Annotated in this window: 21 protein-coding genes; 14 read left to right on the top strand and 7 right to left on the bottom strand. The window is 35.2% G+C overall.

The window, feature by feature from the left end; all coding sequences use genetic code 11:
- The first annotated feature begins 316 nt into the window (after positions 1-316).
- Together H6W52_RS15065 and H6W52_RS15070 are read left to right on the top strand one after the other, a co-directional pair.
- Positions 317-934: a DUF4142 domain-containing protein gene (locus tag H6W52_RS15065; protein ID WP_116099613.1), complete on the top strand. Its 618-nt coding sequence runs from the start codon at positions 317-319 to the stop codon at positions 932-934.
- Positions 935-1,111: 177 nt separating this feature from the next.
- Positions 1,112-1,717 (top strand): hypothetical protein, encoded by a 606-nt coding sequence (locus H6W52_RS15070; RefSeq protein ID WP_116099612.1) that lies wholly within the window; start codon positions 1,112-1,114, stop codon positions 1,715-1,717.
- An 89-nt stretch (positions 1,718-1,806) separates the two neighbouring features.
- Here H6W52_RS15070 and H6W52_RS15075 read toward each other — a convergent pair whose 3' ends face one another.
- The 7 genes from H6W52_RS15075 to H6W52_RS15105 all read right to left on the bottom strand — a co-directional run bounded on the left by H6W52_RS15075 (position 1,807) and on the right by H6W52_RS15105 (position 10,422).
- Positions 1,807-3,177, bottom strand: coding sequence for a tetratricopeptide repeat protein (locus tag H6W52_RS15075; protein WP_185144436.1), 1,371 nt, complete (start codon positions 3,175-3,177; stop codon positions 1,807-1,809).
- A 487-nt stretch (positions 3,178-3,664) separates the two neighbouring features.
- Positions 3,665-3,997, bottom strand: a complete 333-nt coding sequence (locus H6W52_RS15080) for a transposase (RefSeq protein WP_087711166.1) — start codon at positions 3,995-3,997, stop codon at positions 3,665-3,667.
- Between the two features lie 31 nt (positions 3,998-4,028).
- Entirely contained in the window at positions 4,029-4,466 is a 438-nt protein-coding gene (locus tag H6W52_RS15085) for a helix-turn-helix domain-containing protein (RefSeq protein ID WP_116099610.1), read from the bottom strand.
- 197 nt (positions 4,467-4,663) lie between these two features.
- On the bottom strand, positions 4,664-5,236 hold the full coding sequence (locus H6W52_RS15090) for a hypothetical protein (protein WP_087711162.1): 573 nt from the start codon (positions 5,234-5,236) through the stop codon (positions 4,664-4,666).
- Positions 5,237-5,318: 82 nt separating this feature from the next.
- On the bottom strand, positions 5,319-9,194 hold the full coding sequence (locus tag H6W52_RS15095; protein ID WP_116099609.1) for a DUF11 domain-containing protein: 3,876 nt from the start codon (positions 9,192-9,194) through the stop codon (positions 5,319-5,321).
- Between the two features lie 62 nt (positions 9,195-9,256).
- Positions 9,257-9,784: a hypothetical protein gene (locus tag H6W52_RS15100; RefSeq protein WP_123892014.1), complete on the bottom strand. Its 528-nt coding sequence runs from the start codon at positions 9,782-9,784 to the stop codon at positions 9,257-9,259.
- Between the two features lie 368 nt (positions 9,785-10,152).
- Complete coding sequence (locus H6W52_RS15105) at positions 10,153-10,422, bottom strand: hypothetical protein (protein ID WP_116099607.1); 270 nt, start codon at positions 10,420-10,422, stop codon at positions 10,153-10,155.
- 101 nt (positions 10,423-10,523) lie between these two features.
- Here H6W52_RS15105 and H6W52_RS15110 point away from each other — a divergent pair, with 101 nt between their 5' ends.
- The 12 genes from H6W52_RS15110 to H6W52_RS15165 all read left to right on the top strand — a co-directional run bounded on the left by H6W52_RS15110 (position 10,524) and on the right by H6W52_RS15165 (position 18,104).
- Positions 10,524-11,195: a MarR family winged helix-turn-helix transcriptional regulator gene (locus tag H6W52_RS15110; protein WP_116099606.1), complete on the top strand. Its 672-nt coding sequence runs from the start codon at positions 10,524-10,526 to the stop codon at positions 11,193-11,195.
- A gap of 4 nt (positions 11,196-11,199) precedes the next feature.
- A complete protein-coding gene (locus H6W52_RS15115; protein WP_185216785.1) occupies positions 11,200-12,669 on the top strand; it encodes a phytoene desaturase family protein in 1,470 nt (489 codons plus the stop codon).
- Positions 12,670-12,671: 2 nt separating this feature from the next.
- Entirely contained in the window at positions 12,672-13,508 is an 837-nt protein-coding gene (locus H6W52_RS15120; RefSeq protein WP_108410405.1) for a phytoene/squalene synthase family protein, read from the top strand.
- A gap of 25 nt (positions 13,509-13,533) precedes the next feature.
- Positions 13,534-14,004, top strand: coding sequence for an SRPBCC family protein (locus tag H6W52_RS15125; RefSeq protein ID WP_087711149.1), 471 nt, complete (start codon positions 13,534-13,536; stop codon positions 14,002-14,004).
- Positions 14,004-14,462, top strand: coding sequence for a sterol desaturase family protein (locus H6W52_RS15130; RefSeq protein WP_116099605.1), 459 nt, complete (start codon positions 14,004-14,006; stop codon positions 14,460-14,462). The genes H6W52_RS15125 and H6W52_RS15130 overlap by 1 nt, the downstream gene beginning before the upstream one ends.
- A 2-nt stretch (positions 14,463-14,464) precedes the next feature.
- Complete coding sequence (locus H6W52_RS15135; RefSeq protein WP_116099604.1) at positions 14,465-15,172, top strand: lycopene cyclase domain-containing protein; 708 nt, start codon at positions 14,465-14,467, stop codon at positions 15,170-15,172.
- 175 nt (positions 15,173-15,347) lie between these two features.
- The gene (locus H6W52_RS15140) at positions 15,348-15,677 is read left to right on the top strand and encodes a rhodanese-like domain-containing protein (RefSeq protein ID WP_116099603.1); all 330 of its coding nucleotides are present in this window, start codon (positions 15,348-15,350) and stop codon (positions 15,675-15,677) included.
- Positions 15,678-15,721: 44 nt separating this feature from the next.
- Positions 15,722-15,958, top strand: coding sequence for a hypothetical protein (locus H6W52_RS15145; protein ID WP_123892013.1), 237 nt, complete (start codon positions 15,722-15,724; stop codon positions 15,956-15,958).
- A gap of 24 nt (positions 15,959-15,982) precedes the next feature.
- Positions 15,983-16,279: a thioredoxin gene (gene trxA / locus H6W52_RS15150; RefSeq protein WP_116099601.1), complete on the top strand. Its 297-nt coding sequence runs from the start codon at positions 15,983-15,985 to the stop codon at positions 16,277-16,279.
- 1 nt (position 16,280) lies between these two features.
- Positions 16,281-16,982, top strand: a complete 702-nt coding sequence (locus H6W52_RS15155) for a thioredoxin domain-containing protein (protein ID WP_185216787.1) — start codon at positions 16,281-16,283, stop codon at positions 16,980-16,982.
- Positions 16,983-16,985: 3 nt separating this feature from the next.
- A complete protein-coding gene (locus tag H6W52_RS15160; RefSeq protein WP_116099600.1) occupies positions 16,986-17,570 on the top strand; it encodes a TlpA family protein disulfide reductase in 585 nt (194 codons plus the stop codon).
- A gap of 150 nt (positions 17,571-17,720) precedes the next feature.
- Complete coding sequence (locus H6W52_RS15165; protein ID WP_087711133.1) at positions 17,721-18,104, top strand: hypothetical protein; 384 nt, start codon at positions 17,721-17,723, stop codon at positions 18,102-18,104.
- Positions 18,105-18,349 lie beyond the last annotated feature (245 nt).

Consider the following 18,349-nt stretch of genomic DNA (forward strand, 5'->3'; position numbering starts at 1 on the left):
AGCAACGGAACCATTGAAAACAGCAGCCATTCCACAGTAGGTTATATTACAAGCAACGGAACCATTGAAAACAGCAGTTTCCGGAATTCAGTTTCGAGCTGAAGCATCATATTTCACCTTATTCCTTTCCTTCTTCTTCCCAATCCGAGATCAGCAGTTTATGATTTTCTGAAAAATATTTAGCCTTAATCAAAAACTGTGGTATCCGTTATTTTAATATCAGGATTTATTTTAAGTTTTTGGCAGACAAATTGTTACAGATTAGAAATCAATTAAAGAAATATCCCGAAAATCAAACCACAAATATAATATCATTATGAAAAATTCAATCTTAAGTATTCTTGCCATCGCAGCAATGGTAGCGTGTAAAAAAAATGAAACGACAAATGTAGATACTTCTACAGACAGCACAGCAATGACTTCTCCTGCAGATTCCGGAATGATGAACAACGATTCTGCTACAACTGCAGCGCAACCTGCGGTAAACGCCTCTGCTTCTCTCAGCGATCAGGACAAAATGTTTGCCGATGCCGCTGCAAAAGGCGGAATGATGGAAGTGATGCTGGGAAAACTGGCTGCAACCAATGCTGAAAGTGCTACCGTAAAATCTTTGGGAGAAATGATGGTGAGTAATCACACCAAAGCTAATGAAGAACTAAAAAAATGGGCAATGACGGTAGGTTATACTTTACCGACTGCTATGGACGCCGATCAACAGAAAATGTATGACGATCTGAAAACCAAAAAAGGAAAAGATTTTGATAAAGCGTATGCAAATCTTATGGTAAGCGATCATAAAGAAGATATTGCGGCATTTAAAAAAGAAGCTTCGGCAGGTTCTGAGGCATCATTAAAATCTTTTGCAAGCGCAACGCTTCCAACGCTGGAACATCATTTGATGGAATCCGAAAAAGCGATGATGGCTGTTAAATAGAAAAGATCAAAAAAGAACTTTTAAGAAGATCCTCAGAATCTGTAAAATGATTTTGAGGATATTTTTATTTGAATGTTTGAAAAGGAAAATTTCGATTATTTAAATTTACTATGATCCTGCTCATAATGATTTAATATCCAGATTTTTAAATTTGTAAATAATCACAAAGAAAGAAGTATGAAGCCGAAACAGATTCCGGGGGTTCCGATCCAGAAGAAAGGCGGATTCCACGATACAGAAAGTACCAAACAGTGTAAGATTTTAGAAATCAATTCAAAATTTGCTGTTCTTAAAGAACGTTTTTTCTCCATCAATCGCTGGAAAGAATACTCTGGTAAAGCTTCTGCTGATTTTAAACATTTTGATGCTTCCGGAAACGTTGCAGACCGAATTCCCAGAAAAGGTGATTTTATAAGAATTTCCATTCCGGGTCCCGGAACGGTGGAAGCTAAAGGATATGATTGGGTGGAGATCATCAATATTTCTCACAGGGATACAGACAGACATGAATCGTATCTGATGATGTGCAGACCTTCCAAACAGCCCAATAAGCTGAAAAGTCATATTGCCCATTTTTATACTCCTGCAGCAACATCCAACATGCTGATTTCCAGAGAAGGCAATATTTTAAAAGCCGCAATCTACGGCAGGAACGAAAGTCCTAATTTCAATGCGTCTTTTTGGGATAAAGTAAGAAATTTTTTTATTGCTTTAGGCGGAATTTTCGGATTCGGGAAAATGCAGTGGAAGATTCTCACGGACGGATTACTTGATTTTGATTAAAATTATTGATACACTTGTTTTTTCACCCATTTTACTTTTCTATTGAACTCCTCAAAAGCTTGAGGAGTTTTGGTTTAATATGTTTAGAATCAGTACAGTTTTTTTCCAAGATTTTTAAACCACAATTCCGTAGTTTCTTCCGCCGGAATATTCAGTTTGGTTCTCAGGTTATGCTTTCGGTTTCGTACAGTACTCACAGTTCGGAACGTATAGCCTGCAATGTCTTTTGTGTTAAAACCCAAATAGATGAAAGCGCATAAAGTGAGTTCTGAGACCCTTAATTTGGGATCAATCTTCAGCAGTTCATTCACAACTTCAGGATAAACCTCCTGAAAACGGGTGAAAAATTCTGGACTGTTGCTTTTGGCAAGCTCGATGATATCCTCAAAAGATTCATTTACCTTTTGCTGAAGCTGCAGATTTTCTTCCTCTTTTGTATTTATCAGTGCAATATTTTCTCTTTTTCGGGTATTATGTTTTTTTAAAGTATAAAGATATATCGCTATAAATAAGAGAATCGTCAAAGCAATGAAAAAATACAGTTTGGTGTACGTTTTCTGATTGCTGATTTCTTTTTCCTGAATGATTTTTTTTACGGGGAAATCCTGTATTTTTTGTTTTTCAACAGAAAGACTGTCGTTAATCGTGGTATATTTTTCTAAACTTTCAGTAGCTTTATCTGGCTGATTCATCAGTTTATAAGCATCCGCCAAAAGTCTGTGGGTATCTTTTATATCTTGAGGTTTGTTCAGCTTTTTGGAAATTTCAAGAGATTTTTCAAAATAGGAAACTGCATTTTTATAATCTCCCTTTTCTAAATAATATCTTCCCCAGTTCCGGTCTAAGATTGATCTTTCGAACGAGGTTATTTTTTTAGAAAGATCGAATTTTTCTCCCAGATCCAAATAGAATTTTGTAGAATCTGTATTTTTTTTGAATGATGTAAAATATTTGGCGAGTCTTGAAGCGGTGTATGCTGAAGGATTTGCTTCGTGGGCTTTAAAAAGATCCGAATACATTTTGGAGTAATTTTTTTGCTCTTCATAAACAACGGAACGCAGACTGTAACAATACTCCAGATTGGGCTTGCTGTTGCTTTTTTTTGCGGCATCTATCGCTTTTTGGTAATATTCCAGAGCTAGCTCATAAAATCCGAGATTTTTATAATTTCTTCCATATTCAGCGTTTATTTTTGTGAAAACATCGTCATTATTCAATGCTTCATTTTTTTTTGCGGCAATATCCAGAAAAGCAAGACTTTCCTTTGTTTTATAAAGGTTACTCGATACATTGGCTGCAATAATGTAGGTTTTTAGAGCTTTCTCTTCGTCTTTCAGCCGTTCATATCCTGAAATTAATTCTCTGCATACAACCAAAGACTCGTTCAGTTTTCCTTCAGAACGCATTACCAAAAGACGGCTGAAAAGGGAATCAAGTTGCTTTTTGGACTTTTGACCCAAAACAAAATTTGAAAAGAGTAAAATGACTAAAAAAAATAATGCTTTATTTGAATTCATAAATTAGTACAATCATCACAAAATAAAATTACTTAAAATTAACAGTATTCAGTTATAATTTAAAAAAAAGACAGATTATTAAACCTGTCCTTTCCGGATATTCTTTTAAATAGATTTGATTTTCGTGAATACAGAAAAACGTAAAGTACATTTTTCTTTTTTTTTCAGACAGAATTTTTATCCATTTTTCAGAAAATAATTTTCTTTAAAACATTAAAAAACCTTCTTATAAAAAGCAAAACTTTCTTCGGAAATGAAAAAAGTTTTGCACCGTGATTATTGGATTCATTTGTGTTTTACCTGCTTTTTGTTGTTTGCAAAGAAAAATAATCTTTTGTGATAGCTCAAAAAAAATAGGCATCTATTCTGTATCTATTTGCTGTAATGTTTTGAAAATCAGTTTTTATTTTTTTGTTTTACGAAACTTTTTTTAAATCAGATTCTTTTTTTCGTAAAGTTTCCATTTGTAAATTGTATTTCTGCTTATCTTAAATTGAAGGGAAGTTTCAATATTATTCAGATTATTTTTTTTCTGGTATTCTATAATTTTTTTTATATCAGACCTCTTATAGGATTTGTGCTTTTGATTTTCGTCTTTTTTCTGAACTTCTTTCCCGAAAATAATTGTGTTGAGGTTGATGATATCAAAACTTGACAATGTTTTTTTTCTGAGAATTTTTTCACATTCTTTACGTTTTTCAGGATGTTTTTTCTCCAGAATATCTGAAAATATAAGTTTATAATTGGGCTGGATTTCCTTCATAATTATGGGCTTTTTTATTTAAGAATTGAATCTATTTATTAATCTTTTCATATTTATTAATCCATTTGTATAAAGTGGTTTTGGGAATGCCGTATTTTTCGATAACCTGACTTCTGCTAAGCTCTCCGGAATTGATCTGATCCAGAATAAAATCTATAATTTCTTTGGTATAGATGTTTTTACGAAAAGAAGGAAGGCTGGATCTGTGGGTTGTTTTTTTTATCAGATTCAATGCGGAGGTAGGTGGAGAGTACAGGATTAAATGTTGGCTGTAAATCCTGAAGAAATCGTATTCCAGAAGTTTGCACCATTTCAAAATGGTAATTGCATCTATGCTTTCTGAAGTCAGCATTTCTTCAATTTCATTTTCTGTCTTACCCATGAAATTGCAAATTCTTGTAAGATCTATATTCGTCTCAATAATCCTCTGATTGATGAGCGAGCCAATATGAATATTTTTAAAGTTCAAGTTTTGTTAATTTTTGATTTAATGACCAAAATAAGAGCAATATTTTTATATAGTGAAAAAAATATCGATCTATCAGGATTCTACATTTTTATATGAATGTTTTTTAAATGTATGTTTGCTCTCTTATTTGTAAAATTCCGCTTTAATAGTAGCTAAAACGTACTTTTGTTTAATTATAAAAAATACTGGATTTATTCTTAAGGCTTCCAAAACGTCCATTTCTGTCCGTTGAAAATAATCAGTCGGTGTTTCGTTGCATCTGTTGGATGTTTAAGAAATGCCATCATTCCCGGAGACGGGTTTTTAATATTGGTAAAATTGGAGACTATTGGTAAAACCAATGCTTTATTTGGGGAATCCAATACCAGAACACCGTCCGTAGATGTGCCTGAATTTCCGATAATTGCCCTTGCTCCGTTGAAATCATTTAAAGGTAATGCCTGTGGTGTTTTTACTGTATTTTCTATTACGGTAGAGTAGCCGGAACGAACGCTTAGATCTGTCCAGCCTGTATTTTCATTTTTAACTTTTATTTTATACTCTGTATTTGAAGTAACATCAAAAATAAAGGTTCCTCCTTTAGAATTATTGGTTCCTGAAGGTAAGGTTTCTGTATAAGGAAGAATAATACCTTTGTCGTTATCTGTCCCGAATTCTAAAAGAACGGAAGTGCTGCTGACATTTCCTACAGAATTTGCAGATCCTATTCTTACCTGCGAAAAAACTTTTCCAAATATGAAAACGAATAATATAATTGCGGTCTTTTTCATTGTTTAAAATTTAAATTAATAAAAACGATAATAAAAGCAACCGGATAAATCATCATTTAAACGGTTGCAAAAAATGAGTGAATTAAGGACAACCTTGTGTGCTGAAACATTTCCAGCCTTCGCCGGCTCCAGCTCCCATATAAATTTTCATGCATCCTGCACCTGCATTTTCATCGGTATCGAAAACCATCATTCCGACAACCGGAATGGCAATCGTAGTTTCCGGACTGGAGTTTCTTGTAATGACGAAACCTTTTGTTTTGGCTTCTAGTGCAGTATACGCTGAATTTCTGATCATCGGCCAGCTTGCATTGCTTCCTCCGGCTCTGCCCAAAACTGTAATTCCCTGCTTTACAGGATAATTTTGTCCCGCTACTAAAGTCGGATCTTCATAGCAAATGCATCCTTTTACCATTGTATTCTGAGAACTTCCTATGCTTTGTCCCGTTGCATTGCTATATCCTGTAGGCAATGATGAAAATTGCGGAAGGCCAATATTAATTCCTGTTGTGCTTACACATGTTGCAGAAGCACAGAGATTTTGGTTTATGGTTGTGCTGCCTCCGCTGAGTGATCCTCCTGCTGTAACCAGTTCAGAATTGGCAATATCGGCACTTCCTTCACCTGCATCAGAACAGCCGTCTGCATCAGAATCTAAGTCTAAATAATCCGGAATACCGTCGCCATCAGTATCACTGCATGAGTTTATTACTACAGATCCCATTCCAAGATCTCTTACTTGAGAACCGTCACTGTTAGCTATAAAAGTAAATACCAAATCCCCTGAAACAGGAGTGCTGTTTGGTAAAGCAATAATAAGATTGCTGTTCGCAGATTTTGTAGAGTTTGATGTTACTAACGGAAGAGAAGCTATATTTACAGATGCTCCGTTATTAGCTGTAACTATAGGCGATGTTGTATTATTAACAGTAGCGGATGAAATTGTTGCGTAAACTGTTCCTGCATACGAAACGGTGAAGCTAAAACCTCCTGTATTATTACCTTGTGTGGTTCTAAACCAATACAAATTGTTCAGATTGATAAAAGTAGTACCGAAAACACTGGATATGTTTCTTGATAAAGTAGTTGTAGTTCCTGCATCTCTTCTGAATTCAAGGCCATTGGTGTTAAGATTAACTCTTCCCGTACCTGAACCCCAAGTACCACCATATGTACCATCAACAGTCCAGTCAGGTACTGTATCTGTATTACCACCTGTAGTTGGAAAAGTACTATTAAGAATGGTGCTTCCGCTACACTCTGCCGTATCCAAAATTCCATCATTATCATCGTCTACATCGGTACTGTCTGGAATTCCGTCTCCATCAGAATCTGGATTTACTGTTGCTATTGAAGAATTATTTGCGGAAACAGGATCAGCCTGTGTAGATGTTCCGCTAATTGTAGCCGTGTTAGAATAATTTCCTCCTGCTTTTACAGTTGCTGTAATGGTAAGTGTTGCATTAGCTCCGTTGGTTAGGTTTCCAATAGTCCAGTTCGGAGCTGTCCAAGTTCCTGTAGAAGTTGTGGCGTTTACGAAAGTATAACCGGAAGGTAAAATATCATTTACTACAACATTACTTGCAGAATCCGGACCTACATTACTTGCGGTAATGGTAAAGATTACATTGCTTCCTACTCCTGCTGTTGGACTGTTTACCGTTTTTGTTACGGCTAAATCTGCAATTATTGCCGCAGCTCCAAATTCTGAAGTATTTCCATTAGCATCGATCGCAATTGCTACTAATTTATCACCTGATGAAAATGTAGCTCCTGAAACAAATGTTAACGTCTGATTACTAAAAGCATTTGCAACTCCTGTAATGCTTCCTAAATATTGAACTCCCTCACCATGACTGGTTACTCTGGTACAGAGTCCACTTGTAATTGCTCCATTTTGGTCGCCATCATCAGCAACTTTATAAAACTGAATGGTTTTATTTCCTGCAATGGTAGCCCCCGCTGTAGATTCATTTCCATTACAAATGCTTATATATCCTGAAACATCCAGAGTTGTAGCGGATGTAATGCTATAAGCAGTAATTACAGGATAATCCAGTAATAAATTAGGCTGATTGGCTGTTGTTACACCATCATTGGGTGATACGCCATAATCATTCGCAGTTCCGTTCCAACTTGCCAGATCTATAGGTAACCCCGTATTATTATAAAAAACATTTCTCGAAATCCTGTTGTTGTTGGATGCATTGGTAGCGACACTACTGCTATTGGTAATCATCACACCGCCACGTATCGTTGCTCCGGATTTATATCCATTATTGGCAATAATATTAGCTTCAATATCATCCCTTGTGTTATCATCATTAGATCCTATAATATTATTGTTAGCCCCATTTCCATTTGAGTTTATATACACTCCTGCATTTCCGTTTCCTAAAGCGGTTGTTCCGTTTGCTCCTACACCTATATAGTTTCCAGCAACAATATTATTACTTACCGCAAAGTTATTGGATGCTAAGTAAACTCCGGCTCCATTAAGATTTCCGGAAATTATATTTCGTTCGGACGCATCTTCAACACCATCACTGTCGGTTCCTATCCTACAATTTGTAACACTGTTTAAGCTTACTCCGGCTCCGGTACTAAAAGTTAGTGCTGTACCGAATGTTCCGTTTGGTAATGCTGTGTTTCCTGTGGCATCAACTCCTATATAATTACCTGCAACGACAATATTATTTGTTCTTGTAGCTAAAGTTGCACCTGCAAGAGTAGCAGCAACAACAGCTCTGCCGCCATTACCAGAAATTACATTTCTTACAAACGGGGCATCAACAGCAGTATGAATTCTGTCATCGAAACCTACAACAATATTATTAGGTGCAAATAATCCGGCTCTTTGCTGAATATTAATTGCTGGATAAAAGCCATCTCTAGTGGCATTCGGCTTTGCCACTGTACCTGTATAATCGGTTCCTATATAGTTGCCTGCAATGTTGATTCCGCTTGCACTTTCCATTTGAATCCCATAAATAGTGCTTCCGGAAATAATATTTCTTTCCGCTGCATCAGATATACCATTAGCATCAGTTCCTATTGTTACATTGGTTCCTACTGTACCAATAAATGAAATTGGGCATCCTTCAGCAGCAGGTACGTTTTGTCCGATTGGCGAAACTGTTGTGCCATCTGGCAAAAGTCCGAAATAGTTACCTGCTACTTTGCTGTTGTTTAATGTTAAACCCACATCTCCATAAAAAAATATTCCGTTAACACTACCGCCGGCAACCGCATCACGATAAGTATTGGCAATAACATTGCCTTCATTAACATCATTTGTACCACCATTTGATCCTCCATCACCGTTAGTTCCGATAATTAGATTGGAAATAGTTGCAGTTGCAGAAGTCGAGCCAAAGAACAGAGCTGATGATTCTAATCTGGTATCGGCTGGATTAGCACTAACGCTGCCGTTTCCAAGCAATCCAAAATAGTTTCCCCAAATATGCAATCCATTAATATTCGCCGGTACGAAAATACAAGCTCCTTTGGTATTATACATTGCCAAACCACTGATGGAAGATCCGTCTGACCCGCCAACAAACGCAAACATATGGGAGCTAATATCATTTCCATTAATCTGAATTCTGATACTGCGACTACTTGATGGCCCTAAAGGACCTTGAGCTGCAGATGCTGCGGTATATCCTTGAATACTTACTTGCCCAGTAATATCAGGTAGAGATGATGTTAAAGTAATTGTATGAGTCCCGGTTCCTAATCCACTAAAAGTAATGATATCAGCTCCGGGATTCGAATTAGCTTGTGTAATGCAGTATCTTAAGGTTCTTACTGTTGAGGAACCAGTTCCGTCTCCATTGTTATTTACATCATAAGTCGCTGCTTTCAGGCTGTTTATGTTGCTTAAAAGCAATAACAACAAAAATAAAGCAAAGCTGAATTTTTGATGTTTTCTATAAAAAATTGTAAAGAATTTCATTATTTTAAAAATTTTATTTATTGGTTATAGTCACCAAAATATTTCATCAAATTGTTTTTCATTTATATTGAAAGAATAGGAGGAGGTCTTACAGAAAAACATACGTTGGCTGGTTGTGAGAAAAAATGAAAAATTTTTGAGTTTAAAATTTTTACTTCACTGTAATCATAATCTTGGTTTACAAGATATTTTGTTACAGCTATGTCTATAACTTTAAAAACCTGCGTAGATGTTACAGCGTAATTTTGTCTCTTAGTTGTTTGAAAGTGATTGTTTGTATTGGGGAAATCTTTAAAATTTACCTCGGAAGATTCTTTGTTTTCTATTTTTTTTCCTGCTGTACTTTTATTTACCGAATCAAGTTTTCTGGAAATACCTTTATGTTTTGTTTTTCTTTCCCTGAGACTTTTTTTGCTGTTTTTTTCAGACGAAATTTTAACAGATAATTTATGATCTATCGGAACTTTTGTTATAACTGAGTCGAATAGTGATTCTTTTTCTGCATAAATATATGTTCCTTCTGATACGAAAATCTGAGAAGGACAGAACTGAACAAGCAGTAATATAAAAACAGTAAAAACTTTTTTCATTTTAAAAAAGTTTTTTGCAGATGGATAAATAAAACGGGACAATTGGAACTGATTATGTTTTCTGGTTCAAAGGAACGAAAACAAACCTGTTCAAAGACAAAAACAGCCTACCTATTGTGTATCTATTTTATTTTAATATTTTGAATTTCAGTTATTTATTTTTTAAACTTAACATAATTGAGCTTTTGTCTTTCTGTTTTGTTTTATCTTTTTGAAAAATTGAATTGGGATTTTTCTGAACTGTTTCAGGAGATAAACAATGCAGAATTGAGATGTTTTACATCGGGAATTTTGGGGTTGGAAATAAATAAGGCATTCTGAAATTTTCAGAACGCCTTTCATAAGTTTAGTGTTTTCAATTGTTGTTTCTAGAAAATCTCAGAAGCAAACATTTTCTTGTTGAGGTGTGCAATATGAGCTTTCAGAAAAGCATGAAGTTTGGTATTTTCTATAATGGAATCGGAAAATGTAGGGACAATCATAGATTTATTGGAAACAATATTCCGCATTATTTCATATTCTTCACCAAAAAAGATATCCAATCCGAATTCTTTTTTTACACAGGAATGCAGATAATCATCAATATACTTTTTAGAATCAACAGAAACTGCTTTTTCCGCATCAGAATTATTTTCCATACCCAGATCTAATAATTTTTAAAGATAATTAAAAATATTTAAGTGTATAAATATTTATTACTTTAAATTAAATAGTATATTTGTATACTAATTTTTATAAAATGGAATATTCTTTGATTAAAGACATAATAGGATTATTAGAAGAATTTGAAACAGAAAATTCAGGAAATTTATATTCTAAAGATGTTAAAGGATTTAAAGCTTGGATATCTGATAAAGAATCTTCTAAAAATAAGAATAAGGAGACAGAACCCTATTGGGAAGGAAAAGAGAATGGAAGAAGTCCTGAAAGTGCCATTAATACGCTTTTGGTTCATCTCAACAGATATGCAAAAACTTATTCTAAATCTGCAATAGCCGATTCCGAATTTTCTACGCAGGAAGAATTTATATATCTGATTAATCTGAGAGCTTTTGGAAGAATGACCAAAACAGAGCTGATTAAAAAAAATATTCAGGAAAAACCTGCGGGAATGCTCATTATTACAAGATTATTAAAACAGGGATGGATTGAGCAGACCGAATCTGATGACGATAAGCGAAGTAAGTACATCAGCATCTCAGAAAAAGGGAGACTGGCTTTGGAAAAACAAATGGAGAAGATCCGCGCTGCTACAAATATTGTTGCAGGAAACCTAAATCATACAGAAAAAATGGAACTTATACGTATTCTGAACAAACTTGATCGTTTTCATCATCCGATATTTTCCAGAAATATTGATAGCAAAGATCTTATTAATACGGTTTATCAGGAATACACATTCAAAAACTAAAACTATGAGCAAAAAAGTAGCAATTATCGGTTCAGGATTTTCCGGCTTGTCGGCGGCTTCCTATTTATCCAAAGACGGATACGAAGTTCATGTTTTCGAAAAAAACAGTGGAGTGGGAGGAAGAGCCAGACAATTTACAACGGATAATGGTTACGTATTTGATATGGGGCCAAGCTGGTATTGGATGCCCGATATTATCGAAGCTTTTTTCAACGATTTCGGAAGAAAATCTTCGGATTTTTATGACCTTATTTCTTTAAATCCTCAGTTTGAAATGGTATTTTCAGACGGAGTGATGGGAATTCCGGAAAGCTATGAAGAGATGAAAAACCTTTTCGAAAGCATTGAAAAAGGAGCAGGAAAGCAACTTGACGAGTTTATGAACGACGCACAGTACAAATATGAAGTCGGCATGAAAGATTTTGTTAATAAACCCTGCCATTCATGGTTTGAATTTGTTTCTCCAAAAATTGCAAAAAGCGCTTTAAAATTAGATTTATTGACGAATTTTCAGCGCTTTGTAAGAAAATATTTCAAAAATCCTAAGCTTATCATGCTCATGGAATTTCCGGTAATCTTTTTAGGAGCAGCACCAAAAGATATTCCGGCTCTTTACAGTTTAATGAATTACGGTGGCTACAAATTGGGAACATGGTATCCGATGGGCGGTTTTGCAAAAGTTACACAGGCAATGATGCGGATCGCTACCGAAAACGGAGTGCACTTCCATTTCAACTCCAATGTAGAAAAAATTATTCTTGAAAACAATAAAGCGGTTGGTCTGAAAATAAACGGTGAGGAATTAAGATTCGAAACAGTTATAGCTTCATCAGATTATCAGCATACCGAAACTTTACTTCCGGAATCTCACAGAAATTATGACGAAAAATATTGGGAAAAAAGGGTATTTGCTCCTTCATGTCTTATTTATTATTTAGGTTTTAACAAAAAGATTCCCAATCTTACACATCACACTTTATTTTTTGAAAACGATCTTGAACTTCATACCAATGAAATTTACGAAGATAAAAAATGGCCTACCAAACCATTGTTTTACGCTTGCTGCCCTTCTAAAACCGATAAAGATACCGCACCGGAAAACGGAGAAAACGTATTTCTTCTGATGCCTGTTGCACCGGGAATTAAAGATTCTGAAGAGATGAGAGAAAAATATTTCCTTGAAATGATCTCAAGACTGGAAAAACATACCGGAACTTCAGATCTTATTGCTAAATTAGAGTACAAAAGAAGCTACTGCGTAGAAGATTTTAAAAAAGATTATAACGCATATAAAGGAAATGCGTATGGTCTTGCCAACACCTTATCACAAACTGCAGTTTTAAAACCATCTGTAAAAAACAGAAAAGTTAAAAACCTTCTTTATACAGGTCAGCTAACGGTTCCGGGACCCGGTGTTCCGCCGTCCATTATATCAGGTAAAATAGTCGCCAGAGAAGTAATTAAATTGAATTAACTATGAAAAAACTTTTTGATGACCTGTCTTATAAAATCAGCAGGGAAACAACCAGACAGTACAGCACCAGTTTTTCTTTAGGAATTATGGCGCTTTCTCCGAAAATTCGTAATCCTATCTATGCTATTTATGGTTATGTGCGTCTTGCCGACGAAATCGTAGACAGTTTTCATGATCATGATAAGCAGAAACTTCTTTCAAAATATAAAGAAGAAACATTCTGTGCTTTGGAAGATAAAATTTCTTTGAATCCGGTGCTTCACTCTTTTCAGGAAACCGTTCATCAATATAAAATAGATCATGCGCTGATTCATCAGTTTCTGAAAAGTATGGAAATGGATCTCCAGAAGATTGATTATAATTCAGATTTGTATAAAGAATATATTCTGGGTTCTGCGGAAGTGGTAGGATTAATGTGTCTTCATATTTTTACAGAAGGAAATATTGATGAATTTGAAAGGCTGAAACCATACGCCATGACATTAGGATCGGCTTTTCAGAAAGTGAATTTCCTTCGCGATATGAAAGATGATTATCAGATTTTAGGCCGTTCTTACTTCCCGAATGTTGATATTTCATACTTTGATAATGCAGTAAAAGCACAGATTGAAAAAGAAATTGAAGAAGAGTTCAAAATTGCGCTGGAAGGAATCAGAAAGCTTCCTCCATCCTCAAGATTCGGCGTTTATCTGGCGTACAGATATTATATTTCGCTTTTCAGAAAGATTAAAAAAACATCCGCTACCAAAATTATCAACCAGAGAATAAGAATATCCAACGGAAGAAAACTTTCTCTGATGATGAGCAGCTATGTACAATATAAAACATCTTTTTTGTAGATACATTTACTTTATACCCTTAATAATGAGACATAGATTATACAGAGAGCAGCAGTTGAATTGTGATATCGAAACCGCATGGAAATTTTTTTCTTCGGCAAACAATCTTTCCAAAATTACTCCTAAAGAGATGAACTTTGTTGTCCGCACCAAAATGGAAAACGACGAAATCTACGAAGGAATGAACATCGATTATTATGTTTCTCCTTTGTTCGGAATAAAAATGAAGTGGAGAACGAAAATTATTCAGGTAGATTATCAGAAGAGTTTTACGGATTTTCAGGAACAGGGACCTTATAAGCTGTGGCATCATCATCACGAGTTTATTCCCAATGAAAATGGTATTTTTATGAAAGATACGGTGGATTACGAACTGCCTTTGGGATTTTTGGGAGAAATTGCACACACTGTATTGGTAAAGAAAAAAGTGGAAGATATTTTCACGTACAGATATAAGATTTTGGAAGAGATGTTTAATAAAAATACAGCCAAATAATGAATTTTCTAATTGTAGCTGCCACATTCTTTATTATGGAAGGAATGACGTGGATTATCCATAAATATGTGATGCACGGTTTTTTGTGGTCACTTCACAAAGATCATCATGATCACAGCAACGACGGACCATTGGAAAAAAACGATTATTTCTTCGTTATTTTCGCTGTTCCTACGATTGTTCTGATGTATTACGGAACCATGCAGAATTTTAACCACTGGTTTTACATCGGAGTCGGAATTGCCCTGTACGGAATGGCTTACTTTTTCGTCCATGATATTTTTATTCATCAGCGTTTTAAAGTTCTTCGAAATACGCAGAATCCTTATCTTTTGGCGATCAGAAGAGCGCACAAGCAGCATCATAAACATACAGGAAAAGAAAGAGGGGAGTGTTTTGGATTTCTTTGGGTTCCGGTAAAGTATTTCAAAATGTATTTTAAAAAACAAACCACCTGAAAATGCAGCAATATACCTATCTGTTAGTTAATTTTTTTACAATTATTGTCTGCTTCATTTTTTCCTTTCATCATAAGATAAAATTCAACAGACATTTTAAAGCATTTATTCTTGCTTCCTCTATTGTAGCCCTGTTTTTTATAATTTGGGACATCTGGTTTACCAAAATAGGAGTGTGGTGGTTTAACGATAAATATCTTATAGGATTCAGAATTGTTAACCTGCCGATAGAAGAAATACTTTTTTTCTTCTGTATCCCTTTCTCCTGCATGTTTACCTATTTTTGTCTCGATAAATTTTTTAAGCTCGACTGGAAACCGGAGATGGAGAAAATATTTGTTATTTTTTCTATCGTTACTTTAATTATTCTTACATTGTACTGTAGAGACAGAATCTATCCGTTTATGACGTGCTTAACGACGGCGATCAGTATGTTTGTACTGTATTTCATACTAAACGCAAGATGGATTGGCAAAGCCTCTTTTATTTATTTGATTTTAATGCCCGGTTTTTTAAGTGTCAACGGAATTCTTACCGGTACAGGACTGGATTCTCCGATCGTAAATTATAATCCGGAACATTTTCTGGGAATCAGGATCTTAACCATCCCGATTGAAGATACGGTTTACGGTTATGAGATGATTCTCTGGAATATCTTCCTTTTTCAGAAATTTAAAAAGAAAGAGCAGGCAATTGAAGTAACTGCATAATTCTATCATCATATAATCTTCTCTAAAATCTATTTTTCAGGCCACGGTTCTTCGGAATCTGTGGCTTTTTTTCGTAAATCTTTTATCAGAGTAATTTAGAAAAATACTTATGTAACAAAAGTAGCAATAAAACAGTTTTTTAATCCTGAAATTTGTCCTTATAAATAATGTACGAATGAACTTATTATCCATATTATTTGGCAAAAAAGATAACTCCACACTGGAAAATGCATTGGAAAACAATTCTTTTCTGGTTGATGTGAGAACTCCTTCCGAATTCGCTTCAGGAAGTGTAAAAGGCGCACAGAATATTCCACTGAACGAAATTAGAAATCAGATTTCAAAGTTTAAAAACAAAAGCGAGATCATTGTATTCTGCAGAAGCGGAAACAGAAGCGCCATGGCAAAAGGAACACTGGAAAAAAACGGTATTTCAAATGTGGTGAATGGCGGAAGTTTAGAAAATGTAGTAAAAACAATGCAGAAAATCAAAAATATAGGTTGATTTTCAATGAGAAGGAAATCTACGGTAAAATAAAAAATCAAAAAATGTTTCAAAATCTATTTAAAAACTGGAACTTTGTAAGACTTCTGCGATTGGCAATGGGAATATTCCTCACCATTGAAGCGGTAAAATCAGGAATGTGGTTTCTGATTATTACAGGAGTGATTTTTACAGTGATGCCATTGCTGAATATCGGATGCTGTTCAGGAGGAAGCTGTTCGGTTTCCACCAAAAATCCTAAGCAGATTAATGATGAAATTGAATATGAAGAAATCAAATAAAACCATTAATAAACAAAATAGAATATGAACAAATTTCAGGAAATCATCAGTCAGGACAAACCCGTTTTGGTAGACTTTTTCGCAGAATGGTGCGGTCCGTGCAAAATGCAGGCTCCCATTCTTCAGGATCTTAAAAAAGCAATCGGAGATTCGGCAAATATCATCAAAATAGATGTCGATAAAAATCAGGCAGTTGCCGCACAATTCGGAATCAGAAGCGTTCCCACCTTAATGATCTTTAAAAACGGAGAAGTGAAGTGGAAACAGTCCGGAGTATTTCAGGCAGACGAATTGGAAAGATTAATAAAACAAAACATTTAAAATGTACAGAAACATCATCATTGCATTATTTTTAGTAGTCATTACAGGATGCGGAAAAGCACAAAGTATAACAGATAATGTACTTTCCGCAACAGAATTTTCTCAGAAACTCGATAAAACCAAAGACGCACAGTTAGTGGACGTAAGAACCTCCGGAGAATTTAAAAACGGACATCTGAAAAACGCAATGAATATCGACTGGAACGGAGGAGATTTCATAGAAAAAGCCGCCGCTTTAGATAAAAACAAACCTGTTTTCGTTTATTGTATGAGCGGGCCGAGAAGTACCGCCGCCGCCGCAAAACTAAGAGAATTAGGCTATAAAAACGTCTACGAAATGCAGGGCGGAATGATGAAATGGAGAAACGCAGATCTTCCCGAGATCAAAACTTCAACCGCAAAAGGAATCACTCTTACACAATACAATGATTTGTTGAAAAGCAAAACGCCCGTTTTGGTAGACTTCTATGCAGAATGGTGCGCTCCGTGCAAAAAAATGGAACCTTTCCTCAAAAAAATGGCTGCCGAAATGCCGGATAAAGTAAAGATCGTAAGAATCAATGTTGATGAAAACACAGAACTCTGTAAACAACTCAGTGTTTCTGCACTTCCGGTGCTCAAACTCTATAAAAACGATAAAATCGTTTGGGATAATCTGGGATTGGTAACCGAAGATGAGGTAAGAAAACAGATTACACAATAAACCATGGAGAAATCTCTTCTGTGGATCAGAAAAAACTGGAGTACAGTGATTATGATTGCTGTACTCATCCTTTTATGGGTAAATCCCGATGCAAAAGCATGGGTGATGAGACAAATGATTTCCACAGGATTATTCAATTCGAAAATCGAAGAAAAAACAGAAGAATCTTCACTTGTACCGCCAAATTTCAGTGTGAAAAATGAAAACGGAGAAATAACTGAAACTTCTCAGCTCAGAGGAAAAGTAGTCTTCATCAATTTCTGGGCTTCTTGGTGTCCTCCATGCCGCGCAGAATTTCCTTCGGTTCAGAAACTATATGACCGGTACAGATCAAACGAAAATATGGTATTTCTTACCGTAAATCTTGATGATGAAATAATTTTGGGTAAAAAATATCTGCAGAAAGAAAAATTCAGCATTCCCTTTCTGGTTCCAAACAGCAGTATTCCCAAAGAATTATACAGCGGCTCCCTTCCTACAACCGTTATTTTAGATAAGACAGGGAAGATAAGAATGCACCATTCCGGAATGGCAGATTACAGCAAAGACTCATTCTATCAGGAAATTGAACAGCTTTTGAAAGAATGATTTAAATAAAAATAACCTTAGCGATCCATCATTAACAATCAATGTGATTAATAACGGATAATCAATCAATCATCTGTGCCTAAGCAAAAAAAATCAGACAGACTATAATTTAAAACCATTCTTAACGAAACATTTTATAATTTTGCATAAGTGAAAAAACTGATCTCGATACTATTGCTTAGTTTATACTTGGTTTCTACAACCGAGCTCTATCAGTTTTTGAAAATTCCGGTTCTTATTGAGCATTATTTGGAACACAAACAGGAGAATCCGAAACTCACCATTGGTTCATTCTTCAAAATCCATTACGATAATCCGGTAAAAGATTCAGATTATACCAAAGATCAGCAGTTGCCGTTTGTTTCCCACGCAGCACATCTTATCATCGTATGTACACCTGCGACACCCTTTACGTTTCAGTTGTCTGACAAAGAATCCAACCCGATTATTAAATCCAAACAGACTTTTTATAAAAGCATCTTTTACAATAAAGATATTCTCAATTCTATCTGGCAGCCGCCGAAATCTTGTTGATTTTTTTCTGAATTCCTCTCAAATATTACTTTGGGAGATTTCTGATACTTATTGGTAAATTTTATACACGTTTTTATTTGGGCAGCTTAATCCGCCAGAAGTTTATCCTGAGCTTGTCGAAGGATTCCCGCTTTTTTGTTCCAACGAAGAGCTCCACTCAAATCGAGGAACGAGATTCGCCGATTCAAAATTTAAAGGTAAAAGAATGAGGCACTTCGGGCTGCAAAAAGTATAAATTTCAGTGC

Source organism: Chryseobacterium sp. C2(2020), from assembly GCF_014218915.1.
GTDB classification, from domain to species: Bacteria; Bacteroidota; Bacteroidia; order Flavobacteriales; family Weeksellaceae; genus Chryseobacterium; species Chryseobacterium mucoviscidosis.